This is a genomic window from Bacilli bacterium (assembly GCA_036381315.1).
In the GTDB taxonomy this organism is placed as follows: Bacteria; Bacillota; Bacilli; order Paenibacillales; family KCTC-25726; genus DASVDB01.
This window is the reverse complement of record DASVDB010000055.1, coordinates 1-5,806: the sequence shown is the minus strand read 5'-3', so window position 1 is coordinate 5,806 and position 5,806 is coordinate 1. Positions and strand designations below refer to the sequence as shown.

The window sequence follows — 5,806 nt, the reverse complement described above, 5'->3', positions numbered from 1 at the left end:
CCATTATTTGTCGTTTGCACCTATTGTAGCGCAGAATCGGCAACAGCACAATTTTTGCCCGCCGACTAATTGCGCGCATTTTTGCCGGTCAATTGCTGTTGCGCCAACCGGACCATTTCCCGGACCATGGCGCCGCCGATTTGTCCGCCGATTTTGCCGGCCTGTTCCGTGGTCAAATTGCCGTTGTTTTGGGGCTTAAGCGGTATTCCAATGGATTGGGCGACCGCATATTTAACCCGTTCCGGATTCCCGGGATCGACAACGTACCCTTCCCGCCGCATCACTTCCATCTTGAGAAGATTTAATCCGCGGCGCGCCTCGGGAACGACCGGCGTTCGCGATTTTTTTCTGGCCATCATGCCGCCTCCTTCGCTCTTGGGCTTTACCGCTTATCGTCCCCAATAACGGTGAAGGAATGCGCCATAATTTTTCCCTGACCCTATGACTTCAGTGAATCGGGTGATGCGCCGCCAGCCATTCCATGTAATCCTTCGCTTTCGGAACCGTACCAAGCAGCGGAAATGAGCCGTATTTTAACGCGTGCGCGGTATTAAACACGACGACCTTCTCTTCCGGGCGAATCCAGCCACTTTCCGAAAGCCGCAAAGTTCCGGCCCAGGCCGCCGCGCCCTCGGGCGATGCGCTGATGCCTACAAAACCCAATTGTTTTTGCGCAGCCCGTATCTCTTCCGCGCTAACGGCAACCGCAGTGCCGTTCATTTCCCGCAAAATGTTTACCAGCAAATTTAAATCGGGCGGCAGCGGCACTCTCATCCCGGTGGGAGAACTGGTGACCGCCGTCATCCGACTTTGCTTTTCGCCGATGGTGGGAACGGTTTTCTTGCCCGTTTCCGCCATGGCATCGACAAGCGGCGTGCAGCCGGCTTCCTGCACGGAGACGAAGCGCGGCAACGGCGACTTGACGAGGCCAAGCTCACGCAGCTCCCGAAAAGCTTTCCACATCCCGATGACGCCCGATCCGCCGCCGGTGGGATATACAATCACATCCGGCAACGTCCAGCCGAATTGTTCCGCCAGTTCCAGCCCCATCGTTTTTTTGCCTTCCACGCGGCCGGGTTCCTTCAGCGTGCCGACATTAAACCAGCCCTGCTCTTGTTGGCCGTCGGCCACAATCCGGGAAGCGTCGTGGATATAGCCGTCGACCAGGCACACATCCGCGCCGTAATGCAAACATTCCTCAATGATGAAGGCGGGACAGTCTTTGGGGATAAATACGAAAGCGGCAATTTCGGCCCGCGCCGCATAAGCCGCCAAAGCGGACGCCGCATTGCCGTTTGAACCGACCGCCGCTTTTTTCAGCCCGTTTTCTTTCAATAAAGTAAGCGCCGCCGACATTCCTCTCGCTTTGAAACTGCCGGTCGGATTCAAATCTTCGCGTTTCACCCAAACATTTTTGAGCGGCATGCCTTGGGGGATGTTGCGCATGCGAATGAGCGGAGTGAAGCCTTCTCCCAAACTCACGATGGACGTCTCGTCCCGAAGCGGCATAAGCTTGCGATATCTCCACATATCGGTTGCGTATTCGGCAATGCTTTCCTTGGTAAACAAACGTTTGGCCCAATCGAGATCGTAACGGACCAGCAAAGTACCGCCGCAGGCGCACACTCCCCGCAGTTCTTCAATGGGAATGAATTTATTGCAAGCGACACATTCCAACCAGAATCTTCCCATCGCCGTCTCCTCCCGCTTTAGAAAAACTGTTAGGTACATTTGCACCCGAGATAGCATATACAGTCGGCGGGCCGTCAGAAACGGCGAATATCCTGCATTCGGGAGGAAAAACGCCCAAACGTATTTGGCGCTCGCGATATACATTATTAAAGAAAAGCACGGCAACCTTAACGAAAGGAACGAACGCAATGCAGCGCATGATGTGCAAGGGAAAAATCCACCGCGCCACCGTAACGGAGGCGGACTTGAACTACACGGGGAGCGTTACGATCGACGCGGATTTGATGCGGGAAGCGAATATTCTGCCGTATGAAATTGTGCAAATTACCAATCTGCGCAACGCCGTCAGATGGAAAACATACGCCATACCTGCTGCCGCCGGCTCCGGCAGCATCTGTTTGAACGGCCCTCCCGCGCTGTTGTTTAAACCGGGCGATTTGGTCATTATATTAAGTATGGGCGTATATGACGAGAGCGAAATAAAAAAACTGGTGCCTAAAATCGTGTTTGTGGACAAAGACAACCGAATCATCCAGGTTGAAGCCTTTACCGGGCTGATATAAGCAAACTCTATCGGCCAACCGCGTCCATCTGTTATTGTCCGGTCACCGTTTTGATCATTTCCATCCGCAAATCCCACGTTTTTTGGCTTAAATCCACCGGATATATTTCCGGATTCAGCCTGCGCAAATATTCCGGCCAGAACAGCCCGATTTGCCGCTGATGATGGTTGCGGATTTCCGCCAAATCAGGCAGTTCGCCTGTTCTTTCGCCGTTTACGATGATGGGATCGAGGAGCGGAACAGCGACATAGTCGGAAATCCATTTTTTCAAATACGGATGGACCGGGTCAAATAACTTGATCCGCTTGCCCTGCTTCACATCATCTTCTTCCGTCAACGCGATATAATCCGCTTCCGCCTTGCCGGACTTTCCGCCGATAATCCGGTAAACTTCCTTGATGCCGGGCGTTGTCACCTTTTCCGGATTGGCGGAAATCTTGATGGTCGGCTCGAACACGCCGCCGTTTTCTTTGGCCGCCAGCTTGTACACGCCGCCCAACGACGGCTGGTCCTGCGCCGTAATCAGATGGGTGCCGACGCCCCACATATCGATGCGGCAGCCTTGCGCTTTCAAATGAAAAATCGTATCTTCGTCCAAATCATTGGAAGCAATAATCTTCACGTCCCGCAAACCCGCTTGATCCAGCATTTCCCTGGCTTTGATGGACAAATAGGCGAGATCGCCGCTGTCCAGCCGGACCGATTTTAAGCGGATTCCCTCTTCCGCCAAAATCTTGGCCGCTTGGATCGCATTGGGGATTCCGCTTTTCAGCGTGTCGTAAGTATCCACCAGCAGCGTAACATGGTCGGGACAGGCGCGGGCAAAACTCAAAAACGCCTCCAATTCGCTGGGAAACATTTGCACCCAACTGTGCGAGTGCGTGCCCACAGCGGGAATGCCGAACAGTTTGCCGGCGCGGACATTGGATGTGGCGGCAAATCCGGCGATATAGGCCGCCCGCGCGCCCCAAATGGCCGCATCGGCTTCCTGGGCGCGCCGCGAGCCAAATTCCAGAAACACATCGGCTGGCGACGTTTGCTTGATCCGTGAAGCCTTGGTGGCAATCAGCGTCTGGTAATTCATAAAGTTTAACAGCGCCGTCTCGATCAACTGCGTTTCAAACACTCTGCCCTCCACGCGAATGAGCGGCTCGTTCGGAAAAACAATGGTGCCTTCCCGCACGGCATATATGCTGCCGGCAAAACGGAATTTGCGCAACTCATTGAGAAAAGCTTGATCGTACCGTTCCGGCTGGGCGGCGAGATAAGCCAGATCCTCTTCCTTAAAACAAATTTGCTCCACATATTCGACAATCCGCTTTAGCCCCGCAAATACGGCATATCCCCCGGCGAAAGGCAGCTTGCGAAAGTACGCGTCGAATACGGTTTTCCGGTTGTGGGTGCCGTTTTTCCAATGGGCATACATCATATTGATTTGATATTTATCGGTATGTAACGCCAGATCACAATAGCTCATAACAACTCCTGCAATTCGGGTACGACATATAACGGACGCTCGCCATGAACGCCGGCAACCACACTCCGCGCGGCGGCTTTTGCCATTTCCAGCCTGGTCTTTGCCGTCGCCGAGCCGATATGCGGCACCGTGACGACGTTTTTCAGCCTGAGCAGCGGATTATCCGGGGCAACCGGTTCCCGTTCAAACACATCAAGGCCGGCGGCGCGAATGGCGCCGGAAGAAAGCGCGCGGTAAAGCGCTTCTTCGTCCACCGTTTTTCCCCGGGACACGTTGACAAAAATGGCCGAATCCTTCATGGCGGCAAATTGCGCCTCGCCGATCAGATGATACGTCTCCTCCGTTAACGGAACCAGCACGACGATGAAATCCGCGCGGCGCAGCAATTCGGGCAGGCTGACAAAAGTTGCCCCGACCGCTTGTTCCGCGTCCGGACGGCGGCGGCGATTCGTATACAGCACGTCCATGGAAAAACCGAACCGCGCCCGCTTGGCCACAGCCTCGCCGATTCGTCCCATCCCAATGATGCCCAGGGTAGCATGGTGCACATCAACGCCGTACAAGTCAAAGTCGGCGCCTTTTTGCCATTGCCCCGCTTTTACCATCGCATCAAGCTCCGTAATTCTGCGCGCAGCCGCAAGCATCAGCGCAATGACCATATCCGCAACCGTATCGTCCAACACATGCGGCGTATGCGTGCCAAGCACCTTTCGCCGCTTCATCTCGGGCAAATCGAAATTGTTATACCCTACGGAAATATTGCTGACCACTTTCAGCCGCGGCGCGTGCGCAAGCATTTCCCTGTCCACTCTGCCGCCGAATGTAACAAGCCCGTCGGCGTCGGCCAATTGGGCAAGCAAAAGATCGCGGGGAATCGGCTCTTTTTTATCCCATATCCGATAATCGCAGCGCTCCGCGACAATGTCAATCGCTTCCTGCGGTATCGGCCTGGCAATAAAAACTTTCGGTTTCACGTTTTAAGTCTCCCTCCTGTCAAAAATCAGTATAACACTAGCAACGCTTGGATAACATCTTTTCGTGCGGAAAGTCGGAATTTTTGCATTGGAATGGCCGAAGTTTTAAAATAACATGTGAAAAACAGGAAAAACAAACCAAAACGGAGTGGTTGCGATGAGCGAATTATTTTCTCCCATTACGATCAATAAGTTGGCGCTTAAAAACAGGATCGTCATGTCCCCGATGTGCATGTATTCATGCCGCAACGGGGACGGCGTGGCAAACGATTGGCATTTCGTGCATTATGCCAGCCGGGCCGTCGGTCAGGCGGGGTTGGTCATGGTGGAAGCTACGGCCGTTTTGCCGGAAGGCCGAATCAGCGAGCATGATTTGGGAATCTGGTCCGATAAGCATACAGCCGGTCTTACGGAAATCGCCCGTTTGGTGCATGCATTCGGCGGCAAAGTCGGCATCCAGATTGCCCACGCGGGCAGGAAAGCGGAAATCAACGGAGAGACTTTCGCACCCTCGGCGATCGCATTTAACGAAACGTACAAACAGCCTGCGGAAATGACGGAAGCAGATATTGCCCGAACGGTCAACGCCTTTCAAAAAGCGGCCGCTCGCGCCAAAACAGCCGGGTTCGACGTGATTGAGATTCACGCGGCGCACGGCTATTTGTTGAATGAATTTTTGTCTCCGTTGACCAATAAACGCAGCGATGCATACGGCGGCAGTGCGGAAAATCGTTTTCGCATGCTCAGGGAAGTTGTGAAAGCTGTGAAAGCGGTTTGGGAAGATACGCTGTTTGTCCGCATTTCCGCAAGCGACTATCACCCGGAAGGGCTGTCCGTAGAGGATTATGTCCTGTACGCAAAATGGCTGAAAGCGGAAGGCATCGATTTAATCGACTGCAGCAGCGGCGGTGTCGTGCCGGCAAAAATTGACGCATTTCCGGGCTACCAGGTTCCGTTTGCGGAGAAAATCAAACGGGAAACCGGCATTCGCACCGGTGCCGTCGGCTTGATTACAGAGGCGGCGCAGGCGGAAGATATTGTGAAGAGCGGGAAAGCGGATCTTGTATTTTTGGGCAGAGCCTTGCTGCGCGACCCCTATT

The 5,806-nt window shown here is 53.9% G+C and carries 6 protein-coding genes; 2 read left to right on the top strand and 4 right to left on the bottom strand.

Annotated features, from left to right (window positions below):
* Positions 1–65: 65 nt before the first annotated feature.
* Together VF260_04210 and VF260_04205 are read right to left on the bottom strand one after the other, a co-directional pair.
* Positions 66–356, bottom strand: a complete 291-nt coding sequence (locus VF260_04210) for an alpha/beta-type small acid-soluble spore protein (protein ID HEX7056387.1) — start codon at positions 354–356, stop codon at positions 66–68.
* A gap of 91 nt (positions 357–447) precedes the next feature.
* Positions 448–1,692 (bottom strand): threonine synthase, encoded by a 1,245-nt coding sequence (locus VF260_04205; protein ID HEX7056386.1) that lies wholly within the window; start codon positions 1,690–1,692, stop codon positions 448–450.
* A 188-nt stretch (positions 1,693–1,880) separates the two neighbouring features.
* On the opposite strand from VF260_04205, the gene panD reads away from it, so the two are divergent.
* Positions 1,881–2,255 carry an aspartate 1-decarboxylase gene (gene panD / locus VF260_04200; protein HEX7056385.1) on the top strand — a complete coding sequence of 125 codons (375 nt, stop codon included), beginning with the start codon at positions 1,881–1,883 and terminating at the stop codon, positions 2,253–2,255.
* A 31-nt stretch (positions 2,256–2,286) separates the two neighbouring features.
* Here the strand turns inward: panD and VF260_04195 are convergent, their stop codons facing one another.
* Positions 2,287–3,732: a nicotinate phosphoribosyltransferase gene (locus VF260_04195; GenBank protein HEX7056384.1), complete on the bottom strand. Its 1,446-nt coding sequence runs from the start codon at positions 3,730–3,732 to the stop codon at positions 2,287–2,289.
* A complete protein-coding gene (locus tag VF260_04190) occupies positions 3,729–4,706 on the bottom strand; it encodes a D-glycerate dehydrogenase (protein HEX7056383.1) in 978 nt (325 codons plus the stop codon). The genes VF260_04195 and VF260_04190 overlap by 4 nt, the downstream gene beginning before the upstream one ends.
* A 157-nt stretch (positions 4,707–4,863) precedes the next feature.
* Here VF260_04190 and namA point away from each other — a divergent pair.
* A partial coding sequence (namA, locus tag VF260_04185) for an NADPH dehydrogenase NamA (protein ID HEX7056382.1) occupies positions 4,864–5,806 on the top strand: 943 nt, incomplete at its 3' end.